This is a genomic window from Cohnella fermenti, assembly GCF_004801405.1.
Lineage (GTDB): Bacteria > Bacillota > Bacilli > Paenibacillales > Paenibacillaceae > Cohnella > Cohnella fermenti.
Map to the genome: position 1 here is coordinate 1 of NZ_SSOB01000103.1, position 1,611 is coordinate 1,611.

1 protein-coding gene is annotated in these 1,611 nt (G+C 53.8%); it reads left to right on the forward strand.

The features are described from left to right. Window positions 1-144 precede the first annotated feature (144 nt). Window positions 145-1,587, forward strand: coding sequence for a transposase (locus tag E6C55_RS33140; RefSeq protein ID WP_136374110.1), 1,443 nt, complete (start codon window positions 145-147; stop codon window positions 1,585-1,587). Window positions 1,588-1,611: the final 24 nt, after the last annotated feature.

A 1,611-nucleotide genomic window follows, 5' to 3' on the forward strand; every position in this document is an offset into this window, starting at 1 on the left:
CTGGACAGTGAAAAGTTCTCCAAAGAAAAATAACCCAATCTAGCGATTTTACGGTATCCTTAAGGTCTCACTCTAAAAGGATAAAATCGCTGAAAGGGTTATAGACTGTAGTCTACCCGATTTCCGAGCGATTGACCAGAGATCATGCTTCCATACCTCGATAAAATCATGCAAGAATTTCGTTCCTGCTTTTCCAAACAAGCCGCCTTTCACTGGTTTGTTATTGTCGTGCTCGGCTTGATGCTGCGCTCCGACGCTTTGGGAGTGTCCTCCATCGTTCGGGACCTTGCCCTGCACCCGCGCAGTTACGAGACGCTCATCCATTTCTTCCGTTCCTCAGCCTGGACCTTGGACGCTCTACGCGTGACGTGGCTCCGCGTCGTCCGCAAGACGGCTCCCCTGATGACCGTCCATGATCGCGTGGTGTTGGTGGGAGACGGCATGAAGCAGGCCAAGGAAGGCCGCCGCATGCCCGGCGTGAAGAAGATGCATCAGGAATCCGAGAACGTGTCCAAAGGCGAATACATCTTCGGTCATCTCTTCGGCGCCGTTGGGGTGCTGGCCGGCATATCGGCCAAGTGGTTCTGCTTGCCGCTGTTCATGAATCTGCAAGACGGCGTGAAGACGATCTGGAACTGGAAGACTGCCGCTGAGAGCGAGACGAGGTCGGATTCCCACGTCGTGCAAATGATCGAACAAGGCTTCGCCGCAGCGAAGGTGCTGGGTAGCGCGTTGTTCCTGCTGGACCGCTATTTCCTGTCCGTCCCTGCGCTAACGCGATGGAAGCAGGCGCAGGCTGCCAGCGGTATCCGGCTCGATCTGGTCACCAAGGCCAAAATCAACGCTACCGCCTATGAGTTCCCGGAAGCCAAGAAGCAAGGTCGGGGACGTCCGCCGAAGAAAGGCGCAAAAATCAAGCTAAAAGAGCTTTTTCAAACGCATGCAGATTCGTTCCAGATGGCTGAGGTGATGCTGTATGGCAAGCAAGAGACGCTCTCCTATTTGTGCCTCAATCTGTTGTGGGGACAGAAGCTCTACCAGCCGCTGCGCTTTGTTCTGGTGCGGCGAGGCGAGCAACTCTCCATCCTGGTGAGTACCGATCTGACACTTGCGGCCACGGAGATCATTGAACTGTACGGCTACCGGTTCAAGATCGAATGTACCTTCCGGGAGATGAAGCAAGTGATCGGCGCGTTCGGCTACCGCTTCTGGAGCAAGTCGATGCCAAAGCTGAATCGTTATCAGCGCAAGTCCGACACGCCTCTGATCGAGCAGGTGAAGAATGAACAGGATCAAAAGCGAATTCGCCAAACGCTCGAAGCGATCGAGGGATTCGTCATGTGCAGTTGCATCGCCACCGGTCTGCTTCAGTTGATCGCTTTGACCTTCTCGACCCGAACGTCCGGTCTGTTTTGGCGCTATTTGCGAACACCATCCAGGACCATCGTTTCCGAGGCTACGGTAGTGGTTTATTTGCGCAAAATGATTTTTCGCCTGTTTGCCCAATACCCGTCATTATCGATAACCGAAATAATTCGATCAAAGCAGGACGAGCCCAGGAATGACGCCGATTCGCTGGCTTCTTAAGGGGTAGAACTTTTCACTGTCCAG

Bases quoted from the DNA above. Each gene is read 5' to 3' on its own strand.
- E6C55_RS33140 (WP_136374110.1), top strand. From the start codon at position 145: ATGCTTCCATACCTCGATAAAATCATGCAAGAATTTCGTTCCTGCTTT.